Below are 15,192 nucleotides of genomic sequence, written 5' to 3' on the forward strand. Positions count from 1 at the left end.
TTCTCTTATTATATAGACAGCTTTACAACGGATTTGCCTTCCTCAATATCCGCTTTCATCGCTAACAGATATTTCCGGGTGCGTTCATCCATCTCATTCCAATTTACGAATTTGGAGAAATAGACAAAGGAGTAGATATTGCGGAAGTCGATGAAATATGGAATTCGCTCGATCCAATCCTCACTCAGCGTATTCTCTTGAAGGTAGCCGGATAAAAACGAGTCGAAGAATCGGGCCACAAACTCGGCTTTCCGGTTTTCCGGAACCGTCTGGACTGCATGATAGATGGCGATGGCGATATCGTAGGCGAACCAATGGTACGAGACATCCCCAAAGTCGAAAAAGATAATCTCCCCGTTATGTACGTGAAAGTTGTGATGGTGGAGGTCATTGTGGACGATGCCGTAGCCTTCCTGATCCTGCGGAAGCGACTCCAATTCCTTAAGATACTGTTTCCACTGCGTATGGACTCTTTCACCTGCAGCCTCCGGGAACGCATCGGTAAAAATCACATGCTCATTCCAATGTGGAAACGCCATTCGGTGCACGAGTGAGGAAGCGGTGGCGTCCTTTTTGCCGAGCTTATGCATACGGCCCATCCCGCGTCCCCACTGCTTGATTATCGCAAAATCCGATGTTACATCCGTTAACGGGCTGCCGGGAGCCTTCGTAAAGGCAATGACATGGTAACGCTTGGAATCGTGGGTTACCTCTTCAATAAGAAGGTCCTGGGCAGATCGAATGGACTCGGCCATGTTCAGACCCTGCTCGGCGAGATAGGCCATCCACGTAAGCTTGCGAATGATCGAGGCTTTGCGGTATTTGGATGCGTTCAAAAATTTAATAATGAAGCGGCGTCCGTCTTCGCCGTTGTATTCAAATACATTCTGATCGAATCCCCCAAGTAACTTCAGCGAATAAGAACCTTGGCCGAATCGTTCGGCCCCTTGATCCAAGACAGCCTGTTCCATGGAAAGTCCCCTTTATCGTATTCTCGATATGATGCTTATGCTTACATACCGGAAGATTACTGTACTCACTACCAACTACAGTCTAACGAAGATCGCGGGTGGTTGCAAAAAATGGGAGGACATACGAAAAAGGCGCTCCTAAGGGAGCACCCTTACAATTTCTTTATCAACCTTCGAATTTCTGAGCTAGCTCACTGAAACTCAGCTCCGCCGTGCTGGACAGCACGACATCTGCATGCGGGAAATGCGCGGCGTTGCCGATCGCGACGGCGAACATGCCAGCGCCCTTGATGGCGTCAACACCGGATGCGGCATCCTCCACGCCGATGCAGTAGGCAGGCTCTACGCCAAGCTCTGCAGCAGCGGTGAGGAAGATCTCCGGGTCCGGCTTGTTGTTCTTCAGCTTGGTTACGTCGACAATCACGTCGAATTGATCCATGACGCCAAGCCGGGTCAAAACGGCAATGGCGTTCTTGCTGGCGGACGCGATGCCGGTCTTCAGGCCGGCCGACCGGATGTCCCCCACAAACTCCGTAATGCCGGGCAGCAGGTCGGCTGGCGTGATCGTCTCGATCAGCTCGACGTACAGCTTGTTTTTGCGGTCGGCCAGCTGTACCAGCTCTTCATCGGAATAGCTTACAGGCGTCTCCGCCTGACTTAACAGGAGCTTCAGGGAATCCATGCGGGATACGCCTTTGAGATTCTCGTTGAACTCTCTCGTGAAGGGAATGCCCAGCTCGGTTGCCGTGGCTTTCCATGCCTGATAATGGTACTCCGCGGTATCGGTAATGACGCCGTCCAAGTCAAAGATGACAGCCTTCAGCTTTCGTGTTTCGTTCATTATCTTATAACTCCTTTTTGAGATATCGAAGAGTACAAACCCGAAACAGGGACATTCTGGGTATCGCAAGAAAAATGACGGTTAGTCGCAGTCTGTTTTCATAGGAAATTTTGTCGGGAATTTTGTCGATCGATCGTCTTCCTCGTAAGCCGGGATTGATGCCCTGCGCATGGGGAGGGCAATCGCCTCATGGCCTATTGTTATATGCTCTGCAATGAATGTTTCACAGGTTTCCCGGCTTCAAGCATAACGGCCTCGTCGTACAGCTTGATCTCGATGGATTCGCCTTCGACGATCTCCAAGGTGACGCCTTCCTTCTCGATGGATACGCCGATGAGGCGGTCGCGGAAGTTCAGGCGGAACGCATACTTCTCCCAGTCCTTCGGAATGGCCGGGGAGAGGGATAGTCCGCTTTCCTTCAGGCGCATGCCGGCAAAGCCGTAGACGATGGACATCCAAGTGCCGCCCATGTTGGCCATGTGCAGGCCGTCCTTCGTGTTGCCGTGCGTATTGTCCAGGTCCAGGCGAGCCGTCTCGATGAAATACTCATACGCTTTGTCCATATTCCCGATCTTTGAGGCCATGATGCTGAAGATGCAGGAAGACAGCGACGAATCATGCGTCGTGATGCCTTCATAGTAGTCGTACGAGCGCTGGATCGTTTCCAAGCTTTGCTCGTCTTCCAGCAGGAAGTGGGCGAGCACCGTATCCGCTTGTTTGCACACCTGATAACGGTAAATGGTGAGCGGGTGATAGTTGAGCAGCAGCGGATATTTGTCCTCCGGCGTGTTATCGAAATCCCATACCGCTTTGCGGAGGAACGTATCGTCCTGCGGGTTAATGCCGAGTGCTTCATCATATGGGAGGAGCATGGCATCCGCCGCTTTCGCCCAAGCCGAAATTTCATCCGCGGTTACGCCGAGCCGCTCACACAGGGCTTTGAAGCCTTGGGCATCATAGGAATCCAGAATGGCGCAGCTCTTGGCGGCCCATTTCAGGTTATGCTTTGCCATGACGTTCGTGTAATAGTTGTTATTCACGCAGCATGTATATTCATCCGGCCCAGTCACCTCATCGATATGGAAAGCGCCGTTATAATAGTGACCAATGTCGGCCCAGAGGCGGGCGGTTTCGATCAGCACCTCGGCCCCGTAGGACAAGAGAAAATCCCGGTCCTGTTCGGCGAGGTAATATTGAATATAGCTGTATGCGATGTCTGCGCTGATATGGTATTGCGCCGTTCCCGATGGGAAGAAGGAGGAGCATTCCGTTCCCGAGATCGTGCGCCACGGGAACAGCGCGCCTTGCCGGTGTCCCATTTCCCGCGCTCTGCCTCTCGCCTGCTCCAGCGTGGAATAGCGATACAGCAGCAGCTGGCGCGCAATGTCCGGCTGCGTCATCAGGAATACCGGGAACATGTAAATCTCCGTGTCCCAGAAATAGTGGCCTTCATACCCTTCACCGCTCAGTCCTTTGGCGGAAATGTTGCTGTGCTTGTCCCGACCGGCGGATTGCAGCAGCTGGAATAGATTGAAACGGATGCCTTCCTGGAGCTGGTCATCATTCTGAATCACGACGTCGGCTGATTTCCAGTAGTCGTTCAGATACTCGGCCTGTTCGGCAAGCAAGTCCTCGAAAGAAAGATCCTTCAACTCCTCCTGCAGCTGGATTCCACGTTCGATCATTTCCTGCCCGTGGCGAAGACTGTCGGTATACAGATTGTATTTCGTCAACTGGATCGGTCCGGTCAATGGAAGGACAGCCGTGAAGGTAACTTCTCCTGTTCCGGATTCGAGCCGAATGTCCGCATCGGCATCCAAGTGGTGACGGGTCACGCAAGCTGCACGCAGTTTGGACGCCATCGTCTCGTCAACGACATAGGCATCGCTGCCTTTGACGCCTGTATCGATGACGGTCATCCGTTCCGCATGCCCTGCGCCTACCCGGGGATCGTTGGCATTGGTATAGTTCTTCACTTTGCCGTTGACGGTGGAAACGATGCGAACCTGGCCGTTGAAATTAATCGGTTCGATCCGTACGTCGATGGCGAACAGCTCCCGGTGCGCGAAGGACACCAGACGTCGGAAGGTCAGCTTGATCTCTTTGCCTTCGGGCGATATCCACTGCACGATGCGTTCGGAATACCCCTTGTCCATATGCAAGCGGCGTTCATGGGCAGTGATCGTTCCATGATCGAGGCAAAAAGGCTCTTTTTCGTCGCCTAGATAGATCAGGACCGTCTGGGCATCAATATTGTTAACGAGTTTTTGCTGTGTATCAGGAAAGGCGAAGAGCTTCTCGCCGTAAGGAATTTCAATCACGTCGTGGAAAGCGTTCAGGTAGGTACCGCGGATGGTGGACATGCTCTCTCCGTAGCCTTCTTCGAAATTGCCGCGTACACCCAAGTAACCGTTTCCAAGTGCAAAAATACTTTCCATATTCAGCAGGGCTTGCTGCGACAAATCAGGATTTGATATATTCCAGGTCATGTTCTACACTTCCTTCCTAGCATGGTTTATGCTTGAATTTTAGAGCCAATCGGGGTTATGTTATACTAAAATATCAAGGTTTTTATCAATATTTTTAGGTGGTGTAGAAATAATGAAAGGGCCTTCACGCTCGGGAAACCGTCCGTTTTATCTGTCCTCCCGTATGCATTATTTGCGCGAGAATTTTATCCATCCCCCGTTTGATTATGAGCACGAACTGCTGGAAGCGATCCGCTTCGGCGATGAGAATAGAGCCATGGATATGCTTCGTAAGATTAACGAGCTGGAAGCGGCTGTGCTTGCGACGTATCCGCTTCGGTCGAAGAAGAATGCCCTGATTGCGTCCTGTACCTTATTTACCCGGGCGATCATCAAAGGCGGCGTAGATCCTGAGATTGCCTTTCATTTAAGTGATACGATGATCCTTGAGATTGAGAAAATGACCGATGTGGAGCGGCTGGTTCATTTTGAATATGAGATGCTGGTGCAGTTTGTGTCGATGATTCGCTCCGAGAAGGAAGACGTGTCGTTCTCTCACATTGTGAATCTGGCGATCTATTACATCAGGGAGCATATTTTCGAGGAGTTGTCCCTGCAGAGGGTTGCGGAGTATTTGAAAGTCCATCCGAGTTATCTGTCCGATCGCTTTAAGCGGGAGACGGGCGAACCCTTGACAACCTTTATTAATCGGCGGAAGATCGAGGAATCCAAGCATTTGCTGGCCAATACGAATCAGTCGATATCGGAAATTGCGTTTACGTTCAAGTTTTGCAGCCAGAGTTATTATACGCAATTATTCAAGAATTTTACGGGGATGACGCCGAGACAATTCCGGATCAGCGGTACGGCGCGATAAAGGACGATCATAATGAACAACGAGAAGAGAGAGACACCCTCATGAAGAAACTAATGCAGAAAATGCTTCACTTAAGTCTGGAGAAAAAGCTGATTGCGGCGTTAGTTCTTGAGAATGCAACCGGATTTCAACTCGTTGGCCGATCGGTCATGCGATGTATGGAGGAGCAACCTGTCTCTTAGCTTTTAAGATCAGGTTGTTTTTTGTTGAAATATCAGGAACGTATGTTCTATAATGATGAAGCGAGTTTGAACCTATAAGTGTTTTATACATACCAGATTGGAGAGAACCTATGAATTCCTATTGTACATATGCATTGCATCAAATCGAGGTGGCTGTCATCTCTGTTGTTGCGATTATCGACAGGCTGGATGAATCGGATTTGCTCGTTCAACCGACAGAAGACAAGCATTCCGTTGGAGAGCTGCTCAAGCATATTGCAGTGATCTGCCGGGCTGATTTTTACATATCGGGCGGGGCCACGCAAGAGGAGATGGATGCTTATTATGAGGGCGTGTCGTTAAATAACCTGAAGGATATACAGGCCGAATTGTTAAGCAGCTATTCACATTTGGAGCAGGCATTCAGAGACATGACGGAAGAAGAGCTCCATCAAGAGAAGACTTCCTACTGGGGCGTCACCTATTCAAGGTATGAATGGCTGCTTGAAATCGTCGCCCATCTGTATCACCATCGAGGACAACTGCATGCGATGCTGGTTCACTGTAACGGGAAGGATCCGAAGGTTCCGTTATTCGAATAGTTTTCGCCAGGAAGAGGAGATCAAGGCAGGGCCGCGTAACGATCGGGACGTAAAGCCGCTCAACATACAGCGGTTGTTGCCGGTTCGGAAACCCTTCGAAGCGAATTGTGCAGATATTAACCATAGATTTAAGTTTACATGGACTCGAATTTCCCTTCCGGATTCGGTCCTTTATATCTTGCAGCATCATAAATTCGTCGTTCGCGCCATAATATTTGTTACATTGAATTGATATTCTTTTAAATTCGACAAAATAATACAAATTTCGCTATAGACTACGGCTAAATCATTCCTCTATGATAGATATTAAATAGCTTGGCAAGCTATTCTGAAAGCGCTATCCTGATCTTCGCTGAACCGAATGATCCTAAGTCTAGGGGGAATCCACCAAACCAGGGGACATAGCAGAATCCGTTAATTGAATGGTAAGCGCATACATGATGTGTCGAAGCCTTGATGAGTGCCGTTAACACAGATTTTACATATCGTTAATACTCTCATGATCCTAACGCCTTACCATAAGAGTGTTCGGTAAAAGGGGGACACGCACTTATGGCAGAACAAAGGACACGGCGTCTTCCCGTAATCGCTTCGATTACCAAGCTGGAACAGATCGATGCGGCTGTGAACAGCACGGTGGAACGGGTGAACCTGATGACAGGCGATATTTTGAAACTCAGTGATATCGTGAATCGACTTCACTCCTCAGGCAAAAAAGTGTTTGTTCATCTGGAGATGGTAAGCGGCATTGGCCGGGATAATTCGGCGGTGCAGTATTTGGCCGATTCGTACAAGATCGACGGGATCATTACGACGAAGACGAATACGGTATTGGCTTCGCGCCAAGCGGGCATTAGCTCAATACAGCGAGTGTTTGCCATTGATACGACAGCTTTAAGAACCGCAGTGAAAATGATCGGACAAGCCCGTCCGGATGAGGTGGAACTAATGCCGGGACTCATGCCCCGCGTAATCCGCGACCTGAAGAAGGAAATTCACTGTCCGCTTATTGTGGGAGGTTTTTTACGAAGCGAGGAAGAAATCGATGAGGCGCTGGCAAACGGTGCAGACCTCGTATCTACAGGAGATACGCGTTTTTGGACGTAAGGTTCCCTGTACGGTGATGGATTAACTATAATTACATATTTGCTAGGGGTGGAGACGATGAGATAACCCGAGTAGCAGCTACTTTAGCTTTTATAGGAGGTGGTGGCTCTTAGGTTGCGCTCTTTTTGACGTCTCTATTTTTGTGCGCTTTTTAAGGGGTAGACGGGTTGAGTGGATGGGAGATTTCCCTCATTCCTTTAGGATCCGCGTGCCGTTGAACCGGCCATTTTGTTGAAGTGGATGGACAGCAGTGATGAAGATGAATGATGAGTAGATTCGAAAGGGGACAATTGATCATCTATGAAAAAGAAATCATGGTTGTTAATGTTACTGACCATATTTATGGTTATTACCACAGCTTGCGGAGGCGGCGGTGGAAGTGAAAGCGCCGGAGGAGAGGTTTCGCTCGACGATGTGGAAGCCGCTTCGATGGATATGAAGAATGATACAACACCTGTCAAAATCCAGTACTGGCATGCCCACGCGGATGCTCAACTGGAAGGCTTGAACTACATGATCGCAGAATTCCAGAAGAAGTACCCGCATATTACGGTAGAGCCGGTGTTCCAGGGCGGCTATCCTGATCTTCACAAAAAATTATCGGCTGCAGTGGCTGCGAATGACGTGCCGGCTGTAACGAATGTTGAAGTTGCGTCCCTGCCTAACTTTGCGGACAGCGGTGTGTTCTCTGATTTGGGCCCATGGATTAAGCGCGATGAAGTGAAGATGGACGATTTCGCCAAAGGAATGCTGAATGCATATGCATTCAACGGCAAGCAATATGGGTTCCCTCTGATCGTTAGTACCAGTGTGTTTGTATACAACAAAACGATGCTGGACGAGCTGGGTGTAGAGCCGCCGCAAAAGTGGGATGAGATCGATGACTTTAATGCGAAGGTAACGAAAAAAGAAGGCGACAAAACGACGCGTTATGCCTTCTCCGTTCCTGGCTGGGATACGTGGTATTACGATCCGTGGAACATTAACGGCGGCGGACAAATCCTGACCGAGGACCTGAGTGCATCGGCCGTTGAGAATGAAGAGTCGCTTCGTTATCTTCAGAATTTCTACAAATGGCAAAATGAAGGCCACATGCATATGGGCTTCGGGAAGGGTGCTTCCGATAATATGCGCCAAATGTTCCTGGGCGGCGAGATCGCCATGGTTCAGCATTCATCGGCTTTGCTCAAGATGTACCGCGAGAATGCGGACTTTGAGGTTGGCGTATCCTTTATCCCTGGCGATAAAGTTCGGACCTCCAACATTGGCGGCGCGGGGATCGTCATGATGGACGGTGCCGAGGATCTGGAGAAAGAAGCGGCTTGGAAATTTATCGAGTTCATGACTTCGGCGGAGCAAAACATTAAGTGGGCTGAATCCGTTGGATACCTGCCGACAAGAAAATCCGCAATCGAGTCTGAGGAAGGCAATCAATATTTCGAAAGATGGCCGCAATACAGAGCGGTATACGAGCATTTTGATGAAGTAACGCCGCGTCTGCAGCACCCGGCTTACCCTGAATTCAGCGAAGTTTATAAGGAAGTCGTAGGGGAAATGGTGCTGAACAAAAAAGATCCGACACCACTTATGCAGGATGCAGCCAAAAAGATCAACGATATTCTGGCTGACTATGAGTGATGCCTATGGAGACCAATAAACAAGTGACAAAGGCGGCGTCCAATCGGGCGACCGCTTCGGTCTCTAAACGGATGTCTCATACGTTGATCGAGAAGTGGAAGGACTTTTCGTTCGCGGTTCCGGCGTTGTTATTCATGGGCGTGTTTTTGTATTATCCCCTGGGCTATTCCGTGTACATTAGTTTTACGAACTGGAACATGACCCGTCCCGTGAAGAAATTCGTGGGCGTCGATAACTATACGCGCTTGCTGTCGAACTCGGATTTCTATCACTCCTTGAAGGTCACGTTCTTGTATACCGTGATGGACGTTGTATTTACGCTTGTCATCGGACTGCTGCTGGCGTTGCTGCTCAACGTGTCGTCGTCACGGTTGTTCGGATTCATGCGCGGCGTCATTTTTATGCCCTATTACATCTCGATGGTTGTCGCGGCCATGGTATTTACATGGATTTACAATGGACAATACGGGCTATTGAATTCCATTGTTTCCTGGTTCGGCATGGAGCCGGTCGAATGGCTGACCAACCCTTCGACGGCACTGCCGGCGCTGGTTGCCGTTTCCGTATGGAAGGGCGTCGGCTTTGCGATGATCCTCTTTATTGCAGGTATGCGCGGGATTCCGGCCGAGTATTATGAGGCAGCTTCGATTGATGGAGCCAGCAAGTTCCGGCAGTTCCGCAACATTACGCTGCCGCTCTTGTCGCCTATGACCCTGTTTTTGGTCATCACCAGCTTTATCTCCTCCATGCAGGTGTTCCAGTCGATCGACGTCATGACGGGCGGCGGTCCGCTCAAGGCAACGAATGCGATTGTGTACTGGATCTATACGATGGCCTTTGATGAATTCAAAACAGGAAGAGCCTCGGCGCTTGTCATGATTCTGTTTGTAATCATATTGCTGTTAACATTGGTACAATGGGTGGTCAGCAGGAAGAAGGTGCACTATGAAGGATAATTATATGGCTGGATCCGCCAAGAACCGGAAGGCCATGATGACGCTCCGTGTGATCGGAGCCGTGATCGTGACCCTCGTCATGTTCTTTCCGGTGTACTGGCTGCTGATCAGCGCGCTCAAGACGCAGTCCGAGATGCGAATGGCCGTTCCTACATTCTGGCCGGAAACCTTTGCCTGGCAGAACTTTGCCGAAGCCTTCCGGGTTATTCCTTACGCCCGGTTCTTCGGCAATACCTTGCTCATGGCGGTCGGCACCATTATTCTGCAGCTGAACGTGGCGCTCATGGCCGCTTATGCATTCGCGAAGGGGAAGTTCTGGGGACGGGACGCGCTGTTTCTGTTGGTGCTTGCCGCGTTGATCGTTCCGGAGCAGGTGATTTTCGTTCCCGTGTACGTCATGATGTCCAAACTCGATTGGCTGAACACCTTCTGGGCGCTTATCGTACCTCACGGGGCGTCCGCCTATGCGATATTCCTGCTCAGGCAGGCGTTCAAATCGATTAACAACGACGTGCTGGAAGCGGCACGCGTGGATGGAGCCGGTCGGTTCTCCATTCTATACAGGCTGTTGTTCCCGATGGCGATGCCGACGATCGTCACCATGGGCGTGCTGATCTTCATTTCGTCCTGGAATTCATATTTCTGGCCGCTGATCATGACCAACAATAACGACATGCGTGTGCTTACGGTAGGTATTGCGATGCTGCGGGATTCCATTGCCGGAAATGAAGCGATGTTCTTCAATGTCATTATGGCGTCCAGCGTCATGGCGATTATCCCGATCGTACTGGTCTTTACGGTCATGCAGAAGCATATTGTGGCCGCGATGGCGAATTCAACGTTTAAATAACCACATAACCGAATGAAGCGGTATTCCAGACGGCATGGAAACGGTGGGCAAGGATACACCGCTATGCCGTCTGTCTGTATTCTCCCGAAGGTTATGATCTGCTGCAGACAGCAGGGATCGGAAAGTTCATGGCGAACAGTCCTATAGAGCTTTAAATACCACCCCGATTACGTAAGTCAGTCCGTTACCGTAAGATACTGGCGTGATCGAGGCCATCAATCGACTAGATATGGAGGAATTGCACATGGAAGTACGTGGATTGGCTCATAGAGGGTATCCGCTGAAATACCCGGAGAACACGATGCTGGGCTTTCAGAAAGCATTGGAGCTTGGCTTCTCGCACTTGGAGCTGGATGTCCAGCTGACGAAGGACGGCGTGCCCGTTGTGATTCATGATGCGACGGTAAACCGGACGACCAACGGAACAGGGGCAATCAATGCCTTCACGCTGGAGGAAATACGCAAGCTGGATGCAGGTTCAGGAGAAGTGATTCCCACGCTGGAGGAAGCACTGCGTTTTGCCAAGGATCGGATGATCGTTGACATTGAGCTGAAGCAGATGGGGGATACCTACCCCGGCCTGGAACAGAAGGTCATTGACGTAATTAAGGATACGGGCATGGAGAAGCAGGTGTTTCTCACCTCCTTCGATCATTATTCCATTGAACGGGCACGCTCCCTGGATCCTGACATTGAGCTGGGCCTTGTGATTTATGGAGCTACGCCATCGGTGTTCCCTTATCTGGAGAAGATCGGGGCTCGTTATGTGTCCGTCAAATATGTGTACGTGACTCCTTCCTTTATGGAGGAGGCGCGCAAGCGGGGCATCCAGCTCATTGTCTGGACGCCGGACGATGAGGCTGTACTGGCATCTCTTGCCCAATACCCTGAGCTCTTGATCGTTACGAACAATCTGGAGGGCTGGGCCAGAGTATACAAGGAGAAGATTGCGCTGAACGCCTAACGGCTCCAGAAAAACTGATGCGCAAGCTGGGTGATATGTACAAGGCGCCGCTTGCATTTATAAGGTTAGGGGAAACGCCCGTTGACGGTCCCTGGAGTCGGCAGGTGTATGTATCAAAGGATCTGTCCTGGTCTTGGAGCGGGGGCAGGTCCTGTGTTAATTAATGGGTTTAAATATCTGATATCCTGCGTGTTCTGCTGCTTATACTAGCGGATAATGCGGCGGGCTTTATTCGGATTGCCGAATTTGAAAATTTAATGAAAATTTTCAGTTGACCTGCGGACAATTGTCCGTTAGAATAAAAAACGCGTTACCGGACAATTGTCCGTATACAGAGATAAGGGAGGATAAGGTCTTGGATATGGGAGTGGGGCCAAGTTCGGCCAAGATTGATTTAAGTAAAATAAAGAGAGGGCCGATTGTTGCCGCACTGATTATCGGCGCGTTCGTTTCCATCTTGAATGAGACACTGCTGAACATCGCTTTCCCAAGCTTGATGGAGCAGTTTGGTATTGGAGAGTCGACGGTTCAGTGGCTTTCAACATCCTATATGCTGGTTGTCGGTATTCTGGTGCCGGTCACGGCGCTGCTGCAGCTGTGGTTCACGACAAGACAGATGTTTATAGGCGCCATGACGCTATTTCTTATAGGTACGATTATCTGCGGCTTCTCACCGGTATTCGGGGTGCTGCTGGTAGGGCGTATCCTGCAAGCGGTCGGAACGGGGCTCATGCTGCCTGTTCTGATGAACACCATACTTAGTATTTATCCGCCTCAGAATCGCGGAGCTGCTATGGGCATGATCGGTCTTGTCATCATGACGGCCCCGGCGATCGGACCGACGCTTTCGGGCTTGATCGTGGACGCGCTGAACTGGCGCTGGTTGTTCTATCTGGTCATTCCATTGGCTGCGTTCTCCATCATATTTGCTGCGGTTTTCCTGAAGAACGTATCCGTACTGACCAAGCCGAAGGTCGATTATATTTCGATTATTCTGTCTACCATCGGTTTCGGGGGTATCGTATATGGATTCAGCAGCGCCGGAGAAGGCACCTGGTCTGATCCGAAGGTGATTTGGTGCATTGCGGCAGGGGCCATCAGCTTGCTGTTCTTTGTATGGCGCCAACTGAAGATGAAGGAACCGATGCTGGATCTGCGTACCTTCAAATTCCCGATGTTCTCACTCGTGACCGTTCTGATGCTGGTGCTAATGATGAGCATGTTCTCCACCATGATCATGCTGCCATTGTTCCTGCAGAACGCACTGGGCTTAACTGCGCTTGCGGCAGGCCTGGTTATGATGCCTGGTGGTATCATCAACGGATTGATGGCTCCGATTACAGGGAAGCTGTTCGATAAGTTCGGACCGAGGGTTCTGATTATCCCAGGTCTTGCTCTCTTGAGTATCGCTATTTTCCTGTTCTCGCGCATCGACGCTTCATGGACCGGTGGTTATGTTATCTTCCTTCATGTTATGATGATGATAGGGATTTCGATGGTTATGATGCCGGCCCAGACTACAGCTTTGAATCAGCTGCCGCGCTTGCTGTATCCGCATGGAACAGCCATCATGAATACACTGCAGCAGGTAGCAGGAGCCGTAGGTATGGCGCTCTTTATCAGCATCATGACAGCAGGTGCTAAAAATTACGTTGAAACAACCGGGGATCTCAATCCGGTAGAGAGCATGGTTGCCGGTCTTCATAATGCTTTCGTAATCGGACTTGTTCTTGCAATCATCGCTTTAGTACTGGGATTATTTGTTAAACGCACAACTTCACCCGTTGAAGAAGAACAGTCTGCTGCATAAGGTTCCCGTGTGTTCAAATTAGAAAGGGATGCGTGCATTGCCGAAAGAGAATGACGAGTTGGGTCAAAAGATTTTGGATACGGCTCAGGCTTTATTTAATAAATACGGAGTCGAGGACGTCTCCATGCATCAAGTGGCGAAAACGGCCGGGATCGGGCAAGGCACCTTGTACCGCCGTTACCCCAGCAAGAGCAAGATTTGCTTTACGCTGATGGAAGCCAAGATCGATCGGTTTATGGAGGGGCTGGAGGTTTACCTTCAGAGCAGCGAAGGTGAACCGGTGGCTCATCGGCTGCGGACGGTGATGACGAAGGTCATTCTCCATTTCAATGAAGATTTGGAGTGGCTACGGGTAATGCTGACCTCTGACCGGCTGGAGGACACCAAGAACATTATGTGTGAGAACCCGCCCTTCACGTTTTTGCGGTTTCAGATCAAGCGCCTGCTGGAGCGTGCGGCGGAGCAGGGAGTACTGATGCCGCTAGACCCTCAGTTTACCTCTGTGATGCTCGCATCTCTGCCGCGCGCGGATATCATTCTATACATGCGTGATGTGGGATACAGCGCGGAGCAGATAGCGGAGGAATACTGCAGAAGCTTTGTTGACCCGCTGTTTATTCATCGCTAAGTCAGATAATAGAGGCCGTTTCGGAAGACTTGATAAGTCTAACCCGGAACGGCCTTTTTGCGTGCTATCTTCCACATTCACTTATCATTTCATTGCAACATTTGGCAAATACGCCCGTCAGTATAGTAGTACATGATAAGTTAAGGCACCTAGAAAGGATGATGAGCATGAACAAACAATGGAAGAAGCAAGCAGCGACACTGATGGTTGCGGCCATCGCTGTCTCCGGTGGAGCAGCGGCTTATGCGGCACCCCAAACTGGAGGCAGCCAGGAACAGAAACCGGTCGTAATTTCGGCTGTAATGGATTATGGCGTTCTGGTTAACGGTAAGGAAGTGGCGGGCACCGGTTATATGAACGCCGATGCGAAGCAGGTCATGATTCCGCTGCGGAGTGTATCCGAGGCGCTCGGACTTGAACTGAGCTGGAATCAACAGGACCGCTCTGCGGAGCTGACTAAACCGGGATCCCCGATCTGGACTCTCGTGCAAACGGGCAAAGACCAGTATGCGGTTAACAAAATGTATAAGTCCCTCGGCGCTGCGCCGGTGAATGTGAAGGGTACGCTTTATGTTCCGGCTAACTTCTTCAGCGAAGTGCTCCATGTTAACGTCTCGGCCGATGGCACGAAAGTGAGCATCTCGTCCGAGGAAGAAGTGAAGAAGGAAACCGTCACTGGCAAAATCACCGAAATTATCAATAACGAAGATCGCCAAGCCGTTCACATAAACGGAACGGGAACGGAAGGAATCCTTCTGAACGTGGATGAGAACACCGTTATCCGCGGTGAAGAAGGCAAGGACATCGAGTTTAAGGATCTTGCGAAGGGGATGGAGATTGAAGCCGTTCACAGCCTGGCGATGACTATGAGCCTGCCTCCGCAGACCTATGCTTATGAAATCAGCGTGAAGTCGGACAAGGAAGAGACGGAGCAGCTCGCTACAGCCGGTGCCATCGCAGACATCAATGCGGATGGCGGCAGCCTGCGCGTAACGATTAAGGGTAAGGGATTAACGGAACAATCGCCGAATGAAGTCGTCCTGAATTTGACGCCTGAGACGGTTGTCGTGAATAAAGACGGAAAAACATTGAAAGCAAGCGATTTGGCTGATAATGCAGAGATTATCGGTTATTACAGCCCGGTGCTCACCAAGAGCCTGCCGCCGATCGGCAATGCGATCAAAATCGTTCTTCAATAAGGAATGAAAACAAGGAGCCTGGCGGATACGCCAGGCTTCTTAGTCGTTAATGTAAAGCGGGGGAATGGGGATTTGAGGGATTCCATGGCACAGACCCTTTCGGAAGATCATCTAAACTTA

At 50.3% G+C, this 15,192-nt stretch carries 14 protein-coding genes; 11 read left to right on the forward strand and 3 right to left on the reverse strand.

Annotation, left to right across the window (positions count from 1 at the left end):
* Positions 1–8 precede the first annotated feature (8 nt).
* The 3 genes from MKX98_RS02625 to MKX98_RS02635 all read right to left on the reverse strand — a co-directional run bounded on the left by MKX98_RS02625 (position 9) and on the right by MKX98_RS02635 (position 4,301).
* Complete coding sequence (locus MKX98_RS02625) at positions 9–971, reverse strand: phosphotransferase (RefSeq protein WP_339221285.1); 963 nt, start codon at positions 969–971, stop codon at positions 9–11.
* Positions 972–1,137: 166 nt separating this feature from the next.
* On the reverse strand, positions 1,138–1,812 hold the full coding sequence (gene pgmB, locus MKX98_RS02630; protein ID WP_339221287.1) for a beta-phosphoglucomutase: 675 nt from the start codon (positions 1,810–1,812) through the stop codon (positions 1,138–1,140).
* Between the two features lie 200 nt (positions 1,813–2,012).
* Positions 2,013–4,301, reverse strand: a complete 2,289-nt coding sequence (locus MKX98_RS02635; RefSeq protein ID WP_339221289.1) for a glycosyl hydrolase family 65 protein — start codon at positions 4,299–4,301, stop codon at positions 2,013–2,015.
* 112 nt (positions 4,302–4,413) lie between these two features.
* Between MKX98_RS02635 and MKX98_RS02640 the strand changes: the two genes are divergently transcribed.
* The 11 genes from MKX98_RS02640 to MKX98_RS02690 all read left to right on the forward strand — a co-directional run bounded on the left by MKX98_RS02640 (position 4,414) and on the right by MKX98_RS02690 (position 15,072).
* Positions 4,414–5,157, forward strand: a complete 744-nt coding sequence (locus MKX98_RS02640; RefSeq protein WP_194540636.1) for an AraC family transcriptional regulator — start codon at positions 4,414–4,416, stop codon at positions 5,155–5,157.
* A 41-nt stretch (positions 5,158–5,198) separates the two neighbouring features.
* Positions 5,199–5,339, forward strand: a complete 141-nt coding sequence (locus MKX98_RS02645) for a hypothetical protein (RefSeq protein WP_339221291.1) — start codon at positions 5,199–5,201, stop codon at positions 5,337–5,339.
* Between the two features lie 110 nt (positions 5,340–5,449).
* Positions 5,450–5,920, forward strand: coding sequence for a DinB family protein (locus MKX98_RS02650; protein WP_194540638.1), 471 nt, complete (start codon positions 5,450–5,452; stop codon positions 5,918–5,920).
* Positions 5,921–6,472: 552 nt separating this feature from the next.
* Positions 6,473–7,027, forward strand: coding sequence for a glycerol-3-phosphate responsive antiterminator (locus MKX98_RS02655; RefSeq protein ID WP_339221294.1), 555 nt, complete (start codon positions 6,473–6,475; stop codon positions 7,025–7,027).
* Between the two features lie 300 nt (positions 7,028–7,327).
* Positions 7,328–8,665, forward strand: coding sequence for an ABC transporter substrate-binding protein (locus MKX98_RS02660; protein WP_194540640.1), 1,338 nt, complete (start codon positions 7,328–7,330; stop codon positions 8,663–8,665).
* Between the two features lie 5 nt (positions 8,666–8,670).
* Complete coding sequence (locus MKX98_RS02665) at positions 8,671–9,621, forward strand: sugar ABC transporter permease (protein WP_194540641.1); 951 nt, start codon at positions 8,671–8,673, stop codon at positions 9,619–9,621.
* Positions 9,611–10,471, forward strand: coding sequence for a carbohydrate ABC transporter permease (locus MKX98_RS02670; protein WP_220686762.1), 861 nt, complete (start codon positions 9,611–9,613; stop codon positions 10,469–10,471). The genes MKX98_RS02665 and MKX98_RS02670 overlap by 11 nt, the downstream gene beginning before the upstream one ends.
* 244 nt (positions 10,472–10,715) lie before the next feature.
* Complete coding sequence (locus MKX98_RS02675) at positions 10,716–11,435, forward strand: glycerophosphodiester phosphodiesterase family protein (RefSeq protein WP_194540643.1); 720 nt, start codon at positions 10,716–10,718, stop codon at positions 11,433–11,435.
* Positions 11,436–11,790: 355 nt separating this feature from the next.
* Positions 11,791–13,245 carry an MDR family MFS transporter gene (locus tag MKX98_RS02680; RefSeq protein WP_220686761.1) on the forward strand — a complete coding sequence of 485 codons (1,455 nt, stop codon included), beginning with the start codon at positions 11,791–11,793 and terminating at the stop codon, positions 13,243–13,245.
* Between the two features lie 28 nt (positions 13,246–13,273).
* Entirely contained in the window at positions 13,274–13,873 is a 600-nt protein-coding gene (locus tag MKX98_RS02685; RefSeq protein ID WP_233354729.1) for a TetR/AcrR family transcriptional regulator, read from the forward strand.
* A gap of 167 nt (positions 13,874–14,040) precedes the next feature.
* A complete protein-coding gene (locus MKX98_RS02690) occupies positions 14,041–15,072 on the forward strand; it encodes a copper amine oxidase N-terminal domain-containing protein (protein ID WP_194540645.1) in 1,032 nt (343 codons plus the stop codon).
* The last annotated feature ends 120 nt before the right edge of the window (positions 15,073–15,192 follow it).

Origin of the sequence: Paenibacillus sp. FSL W7-1332 (assembly GCF_037969785.1) — a bacterium.
Lineage (GTDB): Bacteria > Bacillota > Bacilli > Paenibacillales > Paenibacillaceae > Paenibacillus_AQ.

What these genes read in the sequence shown, in the direction of transcription:
- MKX98_RS02625 (WP_339221285.1), bottom strand. Translation starts at nt 971, where the DNA reads ATGGAACAGGCTGTCTTGGATCAAGGGGCCGAACGATTCGGCCAAGGT.
- MKX98_RS02645 (WP_339221291.1), top strand. Translation starts at nt 5,199, where the DNA reads ATGAAGAAACTAATGCAGAAAATGCTTCACTTAAGTCTGGAGAAAAAG.
- MKX98_RS02675 (WP_194540643.1), top strand. Translation starts at nt 10,716, where the DNA reads ATGGAAGTACGTGGATTGGCTCATAGAGGGTATCCGCTGAAATACCCG.
- MKX98_RS02660 (WP_194540640.1), top strand. Translation starts at nt 7,328, where the DNA reads ATGAAAAAGAAATCATGGTTGTTAATGTTACTGACCATATTTATGGTT.
- MKX98_RS02690 (WP_194540645.1), top strand. Translation starts at nt 14,041, where the DNA reads ATGAACAAACAATGGAAGAAGCAAGCAGCGACACTGATGGTTGCGGCC.
- MKX98_RS02655 (WP_339221294.1), top strand. Translation starts at nt 6,473, where the DNA reads ATGGCAGAACAAAGGACACGGCGTCTTCCCGTAATCGCTTCGATTACC.
- MKX98_RS02685 (WP_233354729.1), top strand. Translation starts at nt 13,274, where the DNA reads ATGCGTGCATTGCCGAAAGAGAATGACGAGTTGGGTCAAAAGATTTTG.
- MKX98_RS02635 (WP_339221289.1), bottom strand. Translation starts at nt 4,301, where the DNA reads ATGACCTGGAATATATCAAATCCTGATTTGTCGCAGCAAGCCCTGCTG.
- pgmB (WP_339221287.1), bottom strand. Translation starts at nt 1,812, where the DNA reads ATGAACGAAACACGAAAGCTGAAGGCTGTCATCTTTGACTTGGACGGC.
- MKX98_RS02665 (WP_194540641.1), top strand. Translation starts at nt 8,671, where the DNA reads ATGGAGACCAATAAACAAGTGACAAAGGCGGCGTCCAATCGGGCGACC.
- MKX98_RS02670 (WP_220686762.1), top strand. Translation starts at nt 9,611, where the DNA reads ATGAAGGATAATTATATGGCTGGATCCGCCAAGAACCGGAAGGCCATG.
- MKX98_RS02640 (WP_194540636.1), top strand. Translation starts at nt 4,414, where the DNA reads ATGAAAGGGCCTTCACGCTCGGGAAACCGTCCGTTTTATCTGTCCTCC.
- MKX98_RS02650 (WP_194540638.1), top strand. Translation starts at nt 5,450, where the DNA reads ATGAATTCCTATTGTACATATGCATTGCATCAAATCGAGGTGGCTGTC.